This window comes from Litchfieldia sinesaloumensis (genome assembly GCF_900156865.1).
Taxonomy (GTDB): domain Bacteria; phylum Bacillota; class Bacilli; order Bacillales; family Bacillaceae_L; genus Ferdinandcohnia; species Ferdinandcohnia sinesaloumensis.
On record NZ_LT732529.1, the window covers coordinates 2,228,878 to 2,247,204 of the forward strand.

15 protein-coding genes and 1 other annotated feature are annotated in these 18,327 nt (G+C 37.6%); of the genes, 1 reads left to right on the forward strand and 14 read right to left on the reverse strand.

Translation table 11 applies throughout. From position 1 onward, the window contains the following. Positions 1-5: 5 nt before the first annotated feature. From CZ490_RS11125 to CZ490_RS11175, 11 genes are all read right to left on the reverse strand, one after another. The gene (locus CZ490_RS11125; protein ID WP_077618961.1) at positions 6-767 is read right to left on the reverse strand and encodes a prepilin peptidase; all 762 of its coding nucleotides are present in this window, start codon (positions 765-767) and stop codon (positions 6-8) included. 73 nt (positions 768-840) lie between these two features. After that, positions 841-1,284, reverse strand: coding sequence for a competence type IV pilus major pilin ComGC (locus tag CZ490_RS11130; RefSeq protein ID WP_077618962.1), 444 nt, complete (start codon positions 1,282-1,284; stop codon positions 841-843). Between the two features lie 144 nt (positions 1,285-1,428). Further along, positions 1,429-2,634: a type II secretion system F family protein gene (locus tag CZ490_RS11135; protein ID WP_077618963.1), complete on the reverse strand. Its 1,206-nt coding sequence runs from the start codon at positions 2,632-2,634 to the stop codon at positions 1,429-1,431. Then, positions 2,627-3,673 (reverse strand): type IV pilus twitching motility protein PilT, encoded by a 1,047-nt coding sequence (locus CZ490_RS11140; protein WP_077618964.1) that lies wholly within the window; start codon positions 3,671-3,673, stop codon positions 2,627-2,629. Before CZ490_RS11140 ends, CZ490_RS11135 begins: the two co-directional genes overlap by 8 nt. Positions 3,674-3,684: 11 nt before the next feature. After that, positions 3,685-5,337: a GspE/PulE family protein gene (locus CZ490_RS11145; protein ID WP_077618965.1), complete on the reverse strand. Its 1,653-nt coding sequence runs from the start codon at positions 5,335-5,337 to the stop codon at positions 3,685-3,687. A 13-nt stretch (positions 5,338-5,350) separates the two neighbouring features. Further along, positions 5,351-6,667 (reverse strand): G5 domain-containing protein, encoded by a 1,317-nt coding sequence (locus CZ490_RS11150; RefSeq protein WP_077618966.1) that lies wholly within the window; start codon positions 6,665-6,667, stop codon positions 5,351-5,353. 265 nt (positions 6,668-6,932) lie between these two features. Then, on the reverse strand, positions 6,933-8,582 hold the full coding sequence (locus CZ490_RS11155; protein WP_077618967.1) for a hypothetical protein: 1,650 nt from the start codon (positions 8,580-8,582) through the stop codon (positions 6,933-6,935). Further along, the gene (locus CZ490_RS11160; RefSeq protein WP_077618968.1) at positions 8,583-9,059 is read right to left on the reverse strand and encodes a prepilin-type N-terminal cleavage/methylation domain-containing protein; all 477 of its coding nucleotides are present in this window, start codon (positions 9,057-9,059) and stop codon (positions 8,583-8,585) included. Further along, positions 9,056-9,472, reverse strand: a complete 417-nt coding sequence (locus CZ490_RS11165) for a prepilin-type N-terminal cleavage/methylation domain-containing protein (RefSeq protein ID WP_159439945.1) — start codon at positions 9,470-9,472, stop codon at positions 9,056-9,058. The genes CZ490_RS11160 and CZ490_RS11165 overlap by 4 nt, the downstream gene beginning before the upstream one ends. Before the next feature lie 153 nt (positions 9,473-9,625). Beyond that, positions 9,626-10,954 carry a bifunctional folylpolyglutamate synthase/dihydrofolate synthase gene (locus CZ490_RS11170; RefSeq protein ID WP_077618970.1) on the reverse strand — a complete coding sequence of 443 codons (1,329 nt, stop codon included), beginning with the start codon at positions 10,952-10,954 and terminating at the stop codon, positions 9,626-9,628. Between the two features lie 70 nt (positions 10,955-11,024). Then, on the reverse strand, positions 11,025-13,667 hold the full coding sequence (locus tag CZ490_RS11175; RefSeq protein WP_077618971.1) for a valine--tRNA ligase: 2,643 nt from the start codon (positions 13,665-13,667) through the stop codon (positions 11,025-11,027). Between the two features lie 77 nt (positions 13,668-13,744). Continuing rightward, positions 13,745-13,973 (reverse strand) — a binding site (T-box leader). Positions 13,974-14,190: 217 nt separating this feature from the next. Here CZ490_RS11175 and CZ490_RS11180 point away from each other — a divergent pair. After that, complete coding sequence (locus CZ490_RS11180; RefSeq protein ID WP_077618972.1) at positions 14,191-14,385, forward strand: hypothetical protein; 195 nt, start codon at positions 14,191-14,193, stop codon at positions 14,383-14,385. A 50-nt stretch (positions 14,386-14,435) separates the two neighbouring features. On the opposite strand, the gene ysxE is transcribed toward CZ490_RS11180, so the two are convergent. The 3 genes from ysxE to hemL all read right to left on the reverse strand — a co-directional run bounded on the left by ysxE (position 14,436) and on the right by hemL (position 18,322). After that, positions 14,436-15,458: a spore coat protein YsxE gene (gene ysxE / locus CZ490_RS11185; RefSeq protein WP_159439946.1), complete on the reverse strand. Its 1,023-nt coding sequence runs from the start codon at positions 15,456-15,458 to the stop codon at positions 14,436-14,438. An 87-nt stretch (positions 15,459-15,545) separates the two neighbouring features. Further along, on the reverse strand, positions 15,546-16,793 hold the full coding sequence (gene spoVID, locus CZ490_RS11190) for a stage VI sporulation protein D (protein ID WP_159439947.1): 1,248 nt from the start codon (positions 16,791-16,793) through the stop codon (positions 15,546-15,548). 239 nt (positions 16,794-17,032) lie between these two features. Further along, entirely contained in the window at positions 17,033-18,322 is a 1,290-nt protein-coding gene (hemL, locus tag CZ490_RS11195; RefSeq protein ID WP_077618975.1) for a glutamate-1-semialdehyde 2,1-aminomutase, read from the reverse strand. Positions 18,323-18,327 lie beyond the last annotated feature (5 nt).

Genomic DNA, 18,327 nt, shown 5'->3' on the forward strand with positions numbered 1-18,327 from the left:
ATAAATCAAAGTACTATGAAATCAATATACCATGCAATAAAGTCATTCCCAAAAAAGTATGCAATCAAAGTCCCTATAACAATCGAGGGACCAAACGGCATTGGTTTACCTTTTTTCACTCTACCAAGTGCCATTCCAACTAAACCAATCATGGTACCGATGATGGTAGAAAAGAAAAATGAGAGTAGCGTAAGTTTCCAGCCTAACACTAGTCCAATTACAGCATATAGCTTAATATCTCCTCCACCCATGCCACCTTTACTTACAACGGCAATAAAGTAGAGAAGGAGAAAGCCAACAACACTTCCAAGAAGCATGTCCCACCACGGATCGAGTGGAATAAAAATACGTTCAATGATGAAGATAGGTGCAAAAAAGAGGAGCACCTTATCTGGAATTATCATGTATGTAATATCAGAAACAAAGACAATCATCAGCAAAGAAATTAATGTCCAGGCGACAATCAATTCTTTTGACCATCCCACCAAAAGTGGTGAAATCGTAAAAAGAATTGCAGTTACAAGTTCAACAGATGCATAAATAGGTGAAATGCGCGTCTTACATTTGCGACACTTTCCACCTTGGAATATGTATGAAAAAACAGGGATTAATTCAATAGCCGTAAGATGATGCTTACAAGTAGGGCATGCAGATCTTGGATGAACGATGGATTGCCCTGCTGGAATGCGTAGGCCGACAACGTTGTAGAAGGAGCCTAATATAAATCCAATAATACTTATAAAAAAAACAGCTATTATATATTCCATCTACTCTACACCTTCATAAAACAATATTGATAATCCAATAAGATTTAGGATTATCAATATTGAGTATTATTTATTAGTTTAATACAACATCATCACGATCTAATTCCGAAGCGGTAAGTGCTGGTACATATACTACTGGTTTCTCATCAACAGATTTTAGAGTCACAGTGTAATCAGATGGGCTCTCTGCAGAAACATCCACGAGGCTCGCAGCCCCATCATATAATCCTGCTTTACCTGGAGATTTTGGCATTTCTTCTAGAAAACCTGCACTAACTAATTCTGTCATTGTATAATTTGTATCTTCATTTCCGATTTTTGCATTTTGAGCTTTTGCTAACTTAGCCGCATTTATCATTTGCTGAGCATTTGCAATATGCGCATCTTTTTTTGTATTATCAATCAATGAACCAATACTTGGCACAGCAATCGCCGCTATAATCCCTAAAATTACAATTACCGCTAGTAGTTCAATTAACGTCAAGCCTTTTTGATTTTTCAGATGTTTTTTAAGCATTTTTATTCCCTCTCCTTTTTTACAGAACTAGTCCATTTATACTATTTATTATAATGGCTATCCATGTAGAATACACTACTTATTTGTTGGAAACAGGGTAATTTTGATTACTTCATGTCATTTTTTGTCACAACAAGCATTTCCCTATTGAATTTGATTGAAAATATCGAACATTGGTACTAGAATCGCTGTGACTATAGTCCCGACTATTCCACTTAAGAAGACAATCATTAGTGGTTCAATTAGTGACTTCAACTGGTCAGTTGTATTCTCTACATCATCTTCATAGAAATTCGCCACTTTACCAAGCATTTCATCTAGTGAACCGGTACCTTCACCAATTGCAATCATATGTGTAATTAATGGTGGAAACACCCAGTGCTTTTTCATCGGTTCAGTCATAGACTGTCCCTGTTCGAGTGATTTTCTTGATTGCTTAACAACCCCTGCTATTACTTCATTCTCTACAATTGTTTCAACAACCGCTAACGCCTGTAGAATCGGTACAGAACTAGCTAACATGGAGCTTAAGGTTCTTGTCATCCGAGCAAGAGCTGCTTTTTGTAATAGTGTTCCGAAAATCGGCATTTTTAATAAGACATAATCAAGATAATATCTTGTTTCTTTTCTCCGCTTAATCAGAGTGAAACCTAATAAAATGAAAATAAATAGGAGAACAATTAACCACCAAAATTGTTGCATAAACTCACTGGCATTTAAAACAAACCGGGTGATTGCTGGTAGTTCCGCTCCAAAATCGGCAAACATATCTACAAAGGTAGGAACTACCGAAACTAATAAAAAGATAACAACTGCTATCGCAACGATTCCAATCACTGCGGGATATGCCATTGCTGACTTTACTTTTTGTCTCGTTTTATTTTGTTTTTCATAGTAATCCGCAAGATTTTCAAGGGTATCATCAAGATTACCCCCAACCTCACCAACACGAACCATATTTGTAAACAAGGTTGTGAAGATTCGCTTATGCTTTGATGTAGCTGCTGACAGGGATATCCCCTCTCGTAAATCTTCTTCTACCTCTAATAAAGCATGTTTTAGTGGCTTACTACTTGTTTGATTCGCCAAAATATTCATCGTATCAACAATCGTGACTCCAGCCTTAATCAGGGTTGCAAATTGCCTTAAAAAGATAACAAAATCCTTATGCTTTACAGGACTTCCAATTGCAATTTCCTTTGTTAAAAGCGTCTCTGGAATTTCATTGATAACTGTTACTCGTATCCCTTTTTGCCGGAGATTTGCAACCGCATCCGTTTTTGACGTTCCAGAAATTGTACCGGACTTTTTACCAAATTTATCTCGACCCTCATACTTAAATCTAGGCATTATTAGTCAACTCCTGTAGGAATGGAGCTGCAATATCCTTTGAGATTGTCCCGGAGCGGACTAGCTCTAAAAGATGACTCTCCAGTGTATGCATACCATCTACACGACTAGTCTGCATCACATTTTTGATTTGATGAGTTTTCTCATTTCGAATCAAGTTGGCTACAGCCGCATTGTTAACTAGGATTTCAGTTGCAGCTTTTCTCCCCTTCTTATTCACAGTTGGAAACAATCGCTGTGAAATGACACTTACGAGTACATTTGCAAGTTGAATTCTAATTTGCGGTTGCTGTGAAGATGGAAAAACATCGATGATCCGATCAACCGTTGATGGGGCACTAACGGTATGCAATGTACCTAGTACAAGATGGCCTGTTTCCGCTGCCGTAATTGCCGTTTGGATTGTTTCCAAGTCTCTCATTTCCCCAACAAGAATCACGTCAGGGTCTTGCCTAAGTGCAGCACGAAGGCCATTCGCAAAATTTAATGTGTCACTTCCGATTTCTCGCTGTTCAATGATACTCGCACCATGCCTATGCAAATATTCAATCGGGTCTTCTAGGGTCACAACATGCTTGCTCATTGTCTGATTAATAAACTGAATCATTGCGGCAAGTGTTGTCGACTTCCCGCTCCCGGTTGGACCTGTAACAAGAACTAATCCCTGTGGCCTCTGACAAATTTTCTTTAATACTTGTGGTAGCCCGAGGTCCTCAATTGTAGGAATATCAGTGGGTATCACTCGAAATGCAATCGCCAATGTTGTTCTTTGTTTATAGACGTTAACCCGAAAGCGAGACACCCCTTCGATACCGTATGAAAAATCAAGTTCTCCTTTTTCTTTGAATTGCAGCCACATATCTTCTGGCATAATTGCTTTAGCTATAGACTCAATCATTGCTGGTTTTATGATGTCTTTTCCGTATCTCTTTAAATCACCATTAATACGAAAGATTGGTGGGACACCAGCTGTAATATGAATATCAGAAGCTTTCAGTTCATGTGCTGAATGTAATATTTGGTCTATAATATCTTTCATTTTTTCTCCACCTATTCAGCAATAGTAACTCGTAGGATTTCCTCTGTTGTTGTAATCCCCTGTTTCACTTTCAATAGCCCATCATCAATTAAAAAGATGGTCCCATTTTTTATTGCTACCTCACGTAGACTTGAATATGATTCTCGGTTCATAATCATTCGTCTCATTTCATTATCTAGAACGAGCAACTCATGTATCGCAACTCTGCCTTTGTAACCAGTCATGTTACATGTTCCACAACCTTGCCCTCGATTGACCTTGCTTATGGTAATTCCACGTTTACCAAAAATTTCTTTCTCGCGTACTGTTGGTTCCTGTAATTGACCACAATCTCGGCATACACGACGAACCAAACGCTGTGCTACCACGCCTGATAACGAGGAAGCAACCAGAAACGGTTCAACTCCCATATCAATGAGCCGAGTAATGGTCCCAAGTGAATCATTAGTGTGAAGAGTACTCAATACCAGATGTCCTGTTAAGGATGCTCTAACCGCCACATCAGCTGTCTCTCGGTCACGAATTTCACCGACCATGATAATATTGGGGTCTTGTCGTAATATGGCCCTTAGGCCCTTAGCAAATGTCATACCGACATTCGTATTAACTTGGATTTGATTGATACCTTCAAGTTGATACTCGACAGGGTCTTCAACGGTAATGATATTTACATCCTCTGAATTCAAATGGTTCAACGCGGCATAAAGTGTTGACGACTTTCCTGAACCAGTAGGACCCGTAATTAACACAATACCGGTAGGCTGTTGTATCAATTTTTTAAACCGTTCGAAATTCACTTTATTAAAGCCTAGTTGTTTCAAATTATTTAACGAGCTACTTAAATCTAAAACCCGCATGACAATTTTTTCACCATATAGAGTTGGAAGAGTAGAAACACGCAAATCGATATGATGGGCTTCTAAACTTACTTTTATCCGCCCATCCTGTGGGATACGACTTTCCGTAATATCTAGGTTCGCCATAATTTTAATACGTGCTGTTAACACGCTTTGCATACTACGTGGTAAGGTTCTTTCGGTTCTCAACACACCGTCTACCCGATATCGAAGAATTACCTTTGTTTCATGCGGATCTATATGAATATCACTTGCACGCTGTTGAACAGCATTTTGTAGGATTTGATTAACTAACTTAACGACAGGTGCATCTTCATTTGTTATTTTTTCTTCCTGTATCTCGGGTGTCTCATCAAGAAACTCTTGTACTCCATCATCTAAATCATAAAACTTATTAATGGCGCGTAAAATTTCATCCTTAGAGGCAATCGCTGGTTCAATTTGAAAACCAGTTCTGAGCCTTAAATCTTCAATTGCATAAAAGTCCATTGGGTCCGCCATCGCCACATAGAGCCTGTCCCCTTCTTTTCGAAGGGCAATTAATTGATATCTCCTAGCCATTTCTCTTGGAATCAAAGAGGTTAAAGACGCATCAATTGGATATCGGAATAGACTAACATGCGGAATTCCTAACTGGAATTCGAGTACCTCAATTAATTGTTGCTCTGTTATAAAACCACGTTGGAGAAGAACGTCACCAAGTTTTTGTGATTCATTTTTATCCTTTAGTGCTTGTTGTAATTGCTCTTCTGAAATCAACCCCGATTGAACTAATAGATCCCCTAATCGTTTTCGAGTATTACGCATGGATTTCCCCTCCCTACGACTTTTGCATTGGTTCAGGATTTTCCCAAAGGTCGGTGTCTGAGTTATCTTTACGATTCTCTTCCTTTGTGTCTCCCTGTGGATTACTCTCTTGATTCTCACCTTCTGGGCTTGGATTCGGAATAGGATTCATGGGGTTTTGCTCCGGACCTACAGGATTTTGAGTCTCCTCTTCTGGAACTAGAATACTATGCACTTCAATTACAGGTTTTGGTGGGTAATAGTCTTGTGCTAGTAAGATTTTTTGGTCTAACTGCCCTTTCTCTTTAACAATACGGTAGATTTTCCCTACCTTGCCTTGTAATCCTTTTTGTTTATTTACAACTTGCCCCCTTTTAAGGGTACTATCATATTGTTTAATAATCTTTGGTTCAAAAGATTCTTCATCTCTAATTGAGATACTCACAGTTTGCTGCATTTCTGCACCATTCAACTGAACTTCAAAGCCTTTTTCTGTTAATGAAAATACAAGGTTGTAGTCATATGGATTTTTATTAAAGATAATAAGGTCTTTCTTTTCCTTTTCAATTAACGCTTCATTTCCAAAGGTTGCATAAGCAGGCAACTCATTACTTATATGTCGCTCTACTATGTCAAAATTAGTAGGTAAAACACTTGAATAAATACTAGTAGCTATTACGCTTAATGTTTCATTTGAATATTTATTTAATACATCAATTTCTTCTAGATACGTGAGTAAGGAAAAAGGGGTATTAGCTGGTAAAGTTACAATTCCTAATTCTTTCACCCATTTAAGTAGTTCGCTCTCATCTCTCACGTTAGTTATGAGTGCCTGTGAGATAACATTTCGTTCATCAACTTTTACATATTGTGAAAGGTTGAATGCCACTTCACCTGGGTGCAAGGTTTCTGCAGGTTGTAACAAGTCATGTTTTAGTTCTTCGATTTTAATTTCTTCTTGATGGTTTGTTTCTTTTATAAGATGGTTATATTGTTCATCTTGAATAGTAACTAGTAATGGATTTTGTTTTTTATTAATAGCTGCATCTACACTTTTGGGAATATCAAATTGATAAACATTACGCTTTTCTAGTGGATAAAGGTCATCCTCCACTACAATTGAAACCTGGCCTAGCCCATACCAAGCTTCAATCTCAGCTGATAATATGGTTTTTGCATCTTCCTTGGTCAGTCCTGAAATATCTACCGGACCGATCAATGTTCCTTCACCAAAAGAATCCTCAGCAAAAAAGGCTTGATACGTTTTCGCCCCAGCAGTTGAAAAAAGCGATATCATTAACACGCTAATTAAAAGTAGACTAAATAGTTTGGCCATATTTGCCTTTTGCATGTTTGTCCCCCTTTCTAAACACACACTTGAAACATCTATTTATCACCACTATGTGTAGTGTCTCCGATTCAATCACATGATTTTCCACAACAGGTCCAAAATCACATAGTAAATTATTCCTATACAATTCAACTTTCATTTTATATGAAAATAGGAAAATACTAAAGAAGGAATAATGGATATTTTGTAGCATTTTAAAAAATATTGTCGCATCCTAGGTACTTTTTAGAAAAATAAAAAAAATAGAGGCTCATGCCTCTATAAGTTACTCATATCTTGAATCGACAATTTCAAAAGAAATTTTATCTACAGTTGGAATCCCGCTAGGAGGATCCTTAATGATGTTTTTGTTAAAAATTACGGAAAGTCTAGAACTTGTCGGTGGTAAAGAAGTTTGAGCTCTTTGGAAATAATACACACCTACTCTGTCATACTGTATATTCGGGTTATAATCAGGGTCCCTTAAGGTTGGAATAGATTGTTTTGAGCTACCTTTTACAGCATTCAAGATTATTTCGTTGCCAAACAAGCCACCATGAATTTTAATATTTGAACCAACACCATATATCTCTAAGAGCGCATTGGAATAGAGAAATGCATTAATTACCTTAGGAGTATTGGTCCATTCACTGTTATTAGAAAGTGTAATTGAACCTTGGGACATTATCACAAGAGTGCCTGCTGCATTTGATAAGTTTTGGACATTAGCTCCTAGTTTTGTATAAATCGTACCATTCGTGTTTATATCGTTTCTTGATACTAAATTACCACTTGTATACATAATTCCTTCTAGAGTGAAGCTATTTCCTGGAGCATTGTTACAATCATTTGAACTATACCCGCAATTGAGACTCGTATTGCCTTTTATATAAATGTATCGGTCGTCAGTTCTAGAAGCGTTTTCCAACTTCAAACTACCACTTAGACTAGCTGAACCATTTACATAAATATCGCCGTCTACAACTTGTAAAATAGCATTAGGTCTAACAATCAAATTACCGTTTACATATAAGTCCCCGACATATCTTCTGGTACCAGAACTAATTTCTAAATTATTTCTTATATAATTTGCCTTTGTGTTATTCCGATTAGCTTCGCTCGCAGTGGAATCCACAATTTGATCTACATTAAAGTAATATTCATTTACATTTAAGTCACGGTTAATCACTGAGGGTGTAATTGAAAAATACCTATTTAAGTTTGTACCATTAGGTGTAAATGTTGACCAATCGGAATTATCCCAACACCAAAATAAGATACAGGATTCCCTTCTTTCCCAGTACTTATAATCCTTCTTTACTGTTAGTTCTCCGTCTATTGCAGCATAAGAGGTTGGAACATAGTAGGTTGTTCCGCTCGAATATTTTCCTTCATTACGTGATTGTATACTATCCCCTACATATATTTCTCCTTTTAAATAAGGTGAACCGTTAAGTGTTAAATTACTTGGGGTTACGATTGTATACTTGAATACATCCGCAACAGTTGATAGTACTATTTTCCTCGTATACTTCTTGTTACCGCTATTCACATCACTTGTTATATCTATTTCGTACTGAATCGCACGTGTTGCGTTTTGACCATTCTTAATTACTTTATACGTTAGATCAAAATTAGGTTCGTTCTTTAAGCGATTCAACATTGAATTGAGACTTGACACGATTGTGGTTGCATCTACGTTATGATTTTCAATATTATAATTTAAATTTTCCAACTCATACTCTAGGATAGCAGTACCTTCTGTTACGGCATTCTCTGCTTCGACTCGATACTCCACATTTCTTTCTGAAACTGATATGTTCTCCCGGGATTGAATAACCAACCCAATTAGTAATGTCCCGACTACTATTAGAAGGGTAAACACTAATAAAACTGTCAATAAAGCATAACCCCTATTGTTTTTTATCACTTTCATTTATTCACCCTCCAAAGGATAGATAAGGTTCACTTTTTTTGAATTGGATACATTATCCTTATCTACTATTTCAAACGAAAAGTATAGAGAGTTATTTTTTTCGGTAGCATTTGGGTTTGTTATTTTTACTCGTGGTGAGTTTATTATCTCTGTATCAATAGACAGAGCATTATTTTTAACGCTCACACCGTACTCGTTATTGACATTTATAATACGGTTAAAATCGATAATCTTAAAGCTAATATTTCCAGGTTCAGAGGTTTCAATTTCTTCAACGACATTTGCATTTTCAAATATAGTATTTAAACGTTCTGTAATGATAATCGTTTCATTTCTTATATTTGTATCCACTTGTGTCTTATTACTCGACTTTAACATCGTTGTTGTAAACCCATATACAGAAGATAAAATGATGGTTGCAATGGCGAGTGCTGCCAACAATTCGATAAGAGTAATTCCCTTTTGATTTAATTTCATCTCGAATACCCTTCCAATACAGTTTCATTTTTAATCCCACTGGTATTTGATTGTACAACTACCTCAATTACGACTACGTCTGTCTTAATTCGAGGGTCGGGATGTTCTCTGAATGCAACGAAAGCCTTTCGCCCCTGATAATATGACTGTTGATCAGACTCAACCTGTAATTCATCTATGATGTTAATTTCAGTTCGAGGATTTCCAATTCTTAAAAAGAGTTCACTACTATCTTTTGTTTGATATACAGAAAGAATATCTCTTGCGATTTGTATATCTGAAAACTTTTCATCTGATACTCTCGAAAATTTTGAGCCCTGTACAAAGAAATTTGCCGTAACTAGAATAATGATGGAGAGAATGACTATGCTTGCCAAAATTTCAATCAACGTTAAGCCCTCTTGACTTTTCATTCTCATCCTCCGTTCTAGCATTTTTTTAGTTCTTTAGCACCATTATATTTTGTATATCATACAAATACAAAGAAAATGTTGAAACACGTAATCTTTTGTCATAAAAAAAGAAGACTCAATCGTCTTCTTTATCTATCTCACATTTTTGAGACTCTATTCAATTGTAGAATTACAGTTCGATTCTTGTAAGATAAATTGTCTAACCTCAGAAATAAAATAAAGTGATCCAGTTATAACCAACGCAGCATTCTCTTTCGAGGATACAGAATCAATCCCGCTTTCCACTGCTTCCTGCCAGCTATCGTTTGTTACGATATTTTCGCCTGCAGATGAATTTTCATATAGCTCTCTAGTGCTCGCCGCTCTCGGGTAGTCAAAGCTAGTGAAGGTTAAGGATTTAGCAACTTCTTCAAGTTGACTAATCATTGTGTTTAGCTTTTTATCGCTTAACGCACTGAATATAATATGAATTTCTTTATTATTAAGATGAGTCCTTATTGTTTCCACTAGGCTTTTTATTCCTTCTGGATTATGTGCTCCATCTAGAATGACGAGTGGGTCGTTCAATACTTCTTCAAAACGCCCAATCCATTTTGATTTAGTTAACCCCGCTGCTAGTTCGCTATCAACTAATTGTACGATGCCACTTGATTGTAGAAGGTGGACTGTCATTACTGCTAAGCTCGCATTCCTTACTTGATGAGCACCCTTCATGGTTATTGAGAGATTGTTAAACATTTTATTCTGTGTTTTCAGTGTGAATACTTCCCCATTATCTGAGTGGTGATTGAGGATAATGAAATCCTGCTCCGATTGATAAAAAGGGCTCTCTGTTTCATTGGCTTTGTTTCGAATAACCTCAATTGCCGCTTCTTGATCAACAGCTGTTACAACTGGGACGCCCTGCTTAATAATCCCAGCTTTCTCTCCTGCAATTTCCTCCAATGTATCACCAAGTATGCTCATATGGTCAAAACCAATACTCGTGATAATGGAGACCAGAGGGTTAATTACATTCGTTGAATCAAGTCTTCCTCCTAATCCCACTTCCATAATCACAAAATCAATTTCAGGGTTTTCTCCAAAATAATAAAGAGCCATTGCTGTAATAACTTCAAATTCAGTTGGCCCACCAAGTTCAGTATCCTCCAACTCTTCGGCCAATGGCTTTATTACTTGCAAGAGGGAGACGATTTCATCGTTAGGTATAGGAGTTCCGTTAACACTTATTCGCTCGTTAAAGGTCTCAATATAAGGTGAGGTAAATGTACCAATCGTATACCCTGCTTCTTGTAACATATTTCGTATATAACTGACGGTCGAACCTTTACCATTTGTTCCAGCTACGTGAATCGCTTTTATCTTTTTTTCTGGATGTTCTAGGCGTTCCATCATCCATTCCATTCGAGCAAGCCCGGGTTTCATGCCAAGTCTTAATCTACCATGTATCCACGAAAGGGCCTCTTCATACGTCTGTATCATATGAGTTCCTCCACATATTCTTTTTAAATGAAGGAAAGACGAACCTAGAGATAGATTCGCCTTTATTCCTTTAACCTTTTAGTTCAGCAATCCTTGTACGGACTGTTTCACGTTTTTCAAGATAATCTTGTTCTTTTGCACGTTCTTCTTCGATTACTTTTTGAGGGGCCTTCTTTACAAAGCCTTCGTTGCCAAGTTTCTTCTGCACACGTTCAACCTCTTTATCAAGTTTATCTAGTTCTTTTTCTAGACGCTTGATTTCTTCATCGATGTTGATAAGTCCTTCGAGTGGAAGGAATAATTCTGCACCTGTCACTACAGAAGTCATTGCTTTTTCAGTTGAAGTAACTTCAGTAGAAATCACTAACTCACTTGGATTACAAAATCTTTCTAAGTATGAACGATTCTTTTCTAATTGTGAAAGAATGGATTCATCCTTAGCTTTAATGTAAAGTTTGATTTGTTTACTCATCGGCGTATTAACCTCTGCACGGATATTACGAACAGAACGAATAATATCCACTAACAGGCGCATTTCTTGTGCAGCTTGATCATCCGTTAAGTCACGATTAACTTCTGGCCATTTTGCAATCGTAATGGATTCGCCATAATGTGGCAGGTTTTGCCATATTTCCTCGGTAATAAACGGCATGAATGGATGTAATAACCTCATTGTGTTGTCTAGTACATAGGCGAGTATAGACCTTGTTGTTTTCTTAGCCTGTTCATCATCTCCGTACAATGGAAGCTTCGCCATTTCAATATACCAATCACAGAAGTCATCCCAAATGAAGTTATATAAAACTCTTCCAACTTCACCAAATTCATATTTATCAGCAAGTTTTGTTACGGAATCGATTGTTTCATTAAGGCGAGTTAAAATCCATTTATCAGCTACAGATTTTTCACTACTTAGGTCAATATCTTCAACCTTTAGATCGCCCATATTCATCATCGCAAAACGTGATGCATTCCAAATCTTGTTTGCAAAGTTCCAGGTTGATTCAACCTTCTCCATACTAAAGCGTAAGTCTTGACCTGGTGAACTACCGGTTGAAAGGAAATAACGTAAAGAATCTGCACCATACTGTGCGATAACATCCATTGGGTCAATTCCATTTCCTAATGATTTACTCATTTTTCTACCATCTTCTGCACGAACAAGTCCATGTATTAATACATCCTTAAATGGTCTCTTACCAGTGAACTCTAGACCTTGGAATATCATCCGTGATACCCAGAAGAAAATGATATCATAACCAGTTACAAGAGCATCTGTAGGATAATAACGTTTAAAATCAGCCTCTTCCGTATTTGGCCAGCCCATTGTGGAGAATGGCCATAATGCAGAACTAAACCATGTATCTAATACATCATTATCCTGTTCCCAATTCTCAGCGTCTGCTGGTTCCTCGTGACCAACATATACCTCACCTGTTTCTTTATGATACCAAGCTGGTATTCTGTGTCCCCACCATAATTGACGTGAAATACACCAATCACGAATGTTTTCCATCCAACGTAAGTATGTTTTTTCAAATCGGTCTGGTACAAAATTAACCTTTTCTTCTTGTGATTGGAGCTTAATCGCTTCATCAGCTAAAGGCTGCATTTTAACGAACCATTGAGTAGATAGGTATGGTTCAACTACTGCCCCGCTACGTTCACTATGTCCAACTGAATGAAGATGGTCTTCAATTTTAAAGAGAACACCTTCGTCTTGAAGGTCTTTCACAATTTGTTTTCTGCATTCAAAGCGATCCATACCTTGGTATTTACCTGCTTTTGCATTCATTGTTCCATCTTCATTCATGACTAACACACGCTCTAGGTTGTGTCGATTTCCAACCTCGAAGTCATTTGGATCATGAGCAGGTGTAATTTTAACGGCTCCGGATCCAAATTCCATATCTACATAATCATCTCCAACAATCGGGATTTCTCTGCCTACGATTGGGAGAATAACAGTCTTACCAATTAAATGCTTGAAGCGATCATCTTCTGGATGAACAGCGATTGCCGTATCACCAAGCATTGTTTCAGGTCTAGTTGTGGCAATTTCGATATGACCTGAACCATCTGCTAATGGATAGCGCATATGATAAAATGCACCTTGAACATCCTTATAGATTACCTCAATATCAGATAATGCCGTTTTTGTTGCTGGGTCCCAGTTGATAATATACTCTCCACGATAGATAAGTCCCTTATTATAAAGTGTAACAAATACCTCTCTTACTGCTTTTGAAAGACCTTCATCAAGAGTAAATCGTTCTCTTGAATAATCTAACCCAAGTCCAAGCTTAGACCATTGCTCACGAATATGGCTCGCATATTCTTCTTTCCACTTCCATGTTTCTTCAACGAATTTTTCTCGCCCTAAGTCATATCGTGATTTTCCTTCTTCGCGTAACTTTGCCTCAACTTTTGCTTGTGTAGCGATACCAGCATGGTCCATTCCAGGTAACCACAACACATCATAGCCCTGCATTCTTTTCATACGAGTAAGGATATCTTGTAGAGTTGTGTCCCACGCATGCCCTAGGTGTAGCTTACCTGTTACGTTTGGCGGTGGAATTACAATCGTGTAAGGCTTTTTCTCAGCATCATCTTTTGCTTCAAAAAATTTACCATCCAACCAATATTGATAACGTCCCGCTTCAATTGCTTGGGGATCATACTTTGTTGATAACGTCTTTTCATTCGCTTCCATTTTAATTTCCTCCTTCAAAACTTATAAGCCTTGTTTATTCAGCTTTGGCTGAATACAAAAAACTCCACTCATCCTACTAAAAGGACGAATGGAGTTTATTCGCGGTACCACCTTTTTTCATAGATAAAAAACAATCTATGCTCTCAAGTAAAGATAACGGCTTTTCACCGGCTTTTACTACTCGATATTTCATAAAAGCTACTTAAGGGCGACCTTCCATCGTAACGTTCCTAAGAAATCTCACAGCTACTGATTTCTCTCTCTGAAGGTGTTTACTGATGTACTCTTCCCTCTCATCGTATGTATAATTATTTATTTAATAAACCTTAATTTAGTTCTTTAAAGAATTTTACTACTTATTTTGTAGCATTTCAATAGGTATTGTCAATAAGGGTAGCCAAGTTTTTAATACTTTATTCTCTCTGTTACGTTTTGTTACAAATTTTTTCAATATAGGTTAAGGAACTATTCGGGGTTTCTAAGCATATTTTAGTTATAGGATTTCACGAAGGGAGAGATCAGCATGAAAGGACGTCGTTTTAGAAAATATTCTTATCCTCCTTGGTTGAGGCAATGTAGAGATGTTTGTCACCAATTCATTATTCCTATCACCATTGTTCAAGCTGTTCGAACCATCTTTCTGCCAACGACATTTGATGTACTTTTTTTAGCGATTTTAATTTTACTGGCCGTTGCCTTTAACTTAGATTGGATTTAACAACTTTCAGTAGGAACTCAAGGGCCAAATACAAAAGAGAATCCCACACATTATTCTGTATGGGATTCTTCTTCTGTTTCTTCTTTTCTTTTTTCTTCAGCTTCCAAAAGTTTGACGGCTACAAATTCAATATTCTTCGTTAACCAATAGGCTCGTTGTAACCTCTGGACATGCTCACGTTCAGTTCTCTTTTCCTTATGTTCGATATAATTACGTACACATCGATAGATAGGTTCTGGAAAAGATAAATAACTTAAAAAGAGATGGAACTCCTCTTCCCGGAGTGGAAAACGACCATGATAGGTTTCAAACCATTCAAGACAATCTGTACAAAGAGTTGGATACGTTTTAAGATTGTGATAATAAATACTTACTAAGTCATTGGTAGGATTTCCAAACCCTGCCTTTTCAAAATTTGATAGATAGCCTCTACCATTCTCATCAAATAAAAAGTGCGTATGCGATAAATTATTTAGAGTTAATGCAGTACGGTAATCCTTCTTTTCCACAATCAATTCATACCATTTATCCATTTGTCTTCGTGCAAATGAGGAAGCAAGACTAGTTTCATAAAAATACGTACAAAACTGGAGTTCAAATGGGGACATATACCATTTTTGCTCTGCCTTATCAACGAAGTTTTCTAAAAATTGACTGCGTTCTTCCCATCTTTTAATAACTTCTTCATAATGGGCTGTAATTTCTTTTTCATTTATTGGCTGTTTCCTCACCGTAGTTAGGTGGATCCTAGCAACTTCTTTAATAAAGGTATGATAGTAATCCCCACGGTGCTCAGGAGGATCGCTCTTAAGCCACGGCATAAGGTAATGGAATTTCTGATTATAAAAGACAAGGTATTTTCCTTCAATCGTTGGGAAGATGGGGACTGCCCTTGAAAAGCCCTGTTGGAATAATTGTTGAAGGTATGTTGGAAAGGATGGATTTATTTTAGACGAAATAGATTTCAACGCAAAAATACCTTTGTTCGTCACTACTTTCGTTACTTTCCCAAGTTGTTCAAAGGAAATGGGCTGTAGATTGTATTTTTTCAAGATGGGCCCGATTCTACTCATGTCTTCTTTATTCATTGGGCCATCACTCACTTTCTACGACAGATTTAAAGAAAACAGGGCGAGGTTCTCCTCACCCTACTTTCGTTTCTAGTTATTCGCATGTACAGGTATATATAAAAGCTGTCCTTCGGAAACGGAATCTGTATTTAAAGAATTTACACGTACTAACTGCTGTACTGTAATTTCATATCGTTCTGAGATTTTTTCTAGTGAATCACCATGTTGAACGATACAAATCTTCATTGTCGTATGATCATCAACTTCATCTCTACCAAATATTTTGGTGAGTAATAAGTCATTTTCACTTCGTTTAACAGATTCCTCTGCTTGCTCTTCTTTATTTTCATTTAGGGCTTCTTTTTCCCTTAGTGCTGTTGAGCTTTTCTTGTTATTCTGATCGGAACCAAAGGATAATTGGTTGTCGTGTCTTGCTTTCACTTCAATTGAAGGTGTGAGGACAGTCTGAACCTCTTCTTCCTCCAAAATCGCTTCAACAACCTCCAACTCATCCTCTTTTTCCTGATAAGCTTCTTTTCTAGCCTCTACTTCAAACGGAACAAATAAATCAGCATCCTCATCTTCTTGCTGTTCGCTAAGGGCAACTACTTCTTCCTGTTCCTCATTATGTAGTACTACTTCCTCATTGCTTTGCAGTACTACTTCTTCTTGGTTGTCGCGTTTTTCCGCAACGATTTCCTCAGAAACACTAACCTCATCATCTTCATCAAAAGAACTGCTTCTTACTAGTTCCAGTTCCTCTGTAACTGGTTGTTCATCAACAATAGGAACAATCTTCTCTTCTTCTGAACTGTTTCTGATAGGCTCCAGCTCTTCTTCAGCTGGTTGTTTGGCTACGACAGGGGCTTGTTCTTCTTCTTGTCTTATAGCCTCTTCTTCCTCTTTAGGTGCTTGATTGACACCTTGGATACCGCTAATAGCTAAATCAGCAACTACTTTCAAACAACCACGTTTTGGAATTTCATAGTCAAATGTTTCAATCGAAACATACACATCATCCAAGCTTTGTACACGGTTTTGTGGAATTGTAATATCGACAGGGAATCGATGGTTAAGTTCACTTATCCCATCTTCACGTGTAAGCACCTCATTCACAAGTCGAACCGAGGCAAAATCACGCTCTTCCTCTTCAGAACTGTTTTCATCTATTCGATATTCACCTGTTAGCTGTAATGCACCACGAATGGACACATATTGGTCATGCTCTTGAATCACAATATCTGGATCAAGTGATATTGAAATGAGCTCTGAGACTTCCTGTCCCTTTTGAAACCAGACTGATTCCTCTACTGAAAATCGTAAGTTTTCAGATGACACGGCTACTCCTCCTTTCAGTCCCCTTCTATACAGATTTACTATGACATTACAATTTTTATGATAATTTCTAGCCATTTATGATACTTTCTTAAAATAAATAAGGCAGACCCAGATGATTCTGAGTCTGCCTAAGTTAATTATTTATTTAAGTTCTCTTAGGAAACGGGCACGATTCGAGTTCTTGCGTTTCCTTATAACTCTACTTTCCCTCGAGAACGGGAACGAGTCCAGCGTTCAAATTATCCCTTCAGTTTTGAAAATGCTTTTTCAGCTGCTTGGATGGTTTTCTCGATATCTTCTTCAGTATGAGCAGTTGAAAGGAATAACCCTTCAAATTGGGATGGCGGTAAGAATACTCCCTCGTTTGCCATTTCCCGATAATAGGTTGCAAAGAACTCTAAGTTAGATGTTTTTGCTACGTCATAGCTCGTTACCTTTTCGTTCGTAAAGAAGAAACCAATCATAGATCCAGCACGATTGATACAATGTGGGATATCGTATTTCTTAGCCGCTTCTGTAAGTCCGGATTCTAAACGATCCGCTTTCTTACCGAATTCTTTGTAGTCTTCTGGTGTTAGTTGTGATAAAGTCTCATAGCCTGCTGCCATTGCTAATGGATTCCCTGAAAGTGTACCTGCTTGATAAATAGGTCCAGCTGGTGCGATTTGTTCCATAATGTCTGCGCGTCCACCATATGCACCTACAGGAAGTCCACCACCGATAACTTTGCCCAGGCATGTGATATCAGGAGTAACACCAAAGTAACCTTGCGCACAATGATAATCCACACGGAATCCTGTCATCACCTCATCAAAAATAAGCAATGATCCATTTTGAGTTGTAATCTCACGGAGAGTTTCAAGGAAACCTGGTTGCGGAGGTACAACACCCATATTTCCAGCAACCGGTTCAACGATTACTCCAGCAATATCGTCCCCAAATTGTTCGAAAGCAAATTTTACGGCCTCAAGATCATTATAAGGTACGGTTATTGTATTTTTAGCGATTCCTTCAGGAACTCCTGGACTATCAGGCAAACCAAGTGTAGCTACTCCTGAACCCGCTTTAATTAATAGTGAATCACCATGACCATGGTAACACCCTTCAAATTTTAAGATTTTACTACGACCTGTATAACCCCTAGCTAATCGTAATGCACTCATTGTTGCTTCTGTTCCAGAGTTAACCATACGTACGATTTCGATTGATGGTACTCTTTCAATAACAAGCTTTGCAAGTTTAGTTTCTGCTAAAGTTGGGGCACCGAAGCTCGTTCCTAATTCAGTTGTTTTTTTGAGTGCTTCTACTACTCGATCGTTTGCATGACCGTGAATGAGAGGTCCCCATGATAATACGTAATCTATGTATTCATTTCCATCAATATCATATATTTTGGAGCCTTTCCCTCGCTCCATAAAGATCGGATCCATATTTACAGATTTGAAAGCACGAACTGGGCTATTTACTCCACCTGGCATAAGTTTTACTGCCTCTGCAAATGCCGCTTTTGACTTATCATAACTTCTCATCATCG